The organism is Paraburkholderia sp. SIMBA_054 (genome assembly GCF_046534875.1).
GTDB classification, from domain to species: domain Bacteria; phylum Pseudomonadota; class Gammaproteobacteria; order Burkholderiales; family Burkholderiaceae; genus Paraburkholderia; species Paraburkholderia hospita.
The window spans coordinates 1-266 of the sequence record NZ_JAWRXV010000912.1 but is presented as its reverse complement, the minus strand read 5'-3'; the positions used below and the strand labels follow the sequence as shown (position 1 = coordinate 266).

The following is a 266-nucleotide window of genomic DNA, read 5'->3' as shown; positions in this document are numbered from 1 at the left end:
CAGGGTTGCCCGACAGCGCACGATACAACTGCGGTGCGCGGCGCTTCACCTGGAACGGGCCGGGCAAATTGCCGTCCGCGTCGGGATTGTTGATGCCGCAACCACGCGACACGCACGACTGCATCACGTCCCAGATTTTCAGCAGGCCCGCGCGCGTTTCTTCTTCGGTATGCCAGACGCGCTCGTTGTCCCACATCAATTGCGCAATGCTTTTACCGGTCGATTCGCACAGCGCGAGCAACTCGTTGCCGCTGCGAAACGAGTGC

General features: G+C 61.7%; 1 protein-coding gene. It reads right to left on the bottom strand.

Annotated features, from left to right (window positions below):
* A partial coding sequence (locus tag SB822_RS57790; protein ID WP_410859198.1) for an L-serine ammonia-lyase, iron-sulfur-dependent, subunit beta occupies nt 1-266 on the bottom strand: 266 nt, incomplete at both ends.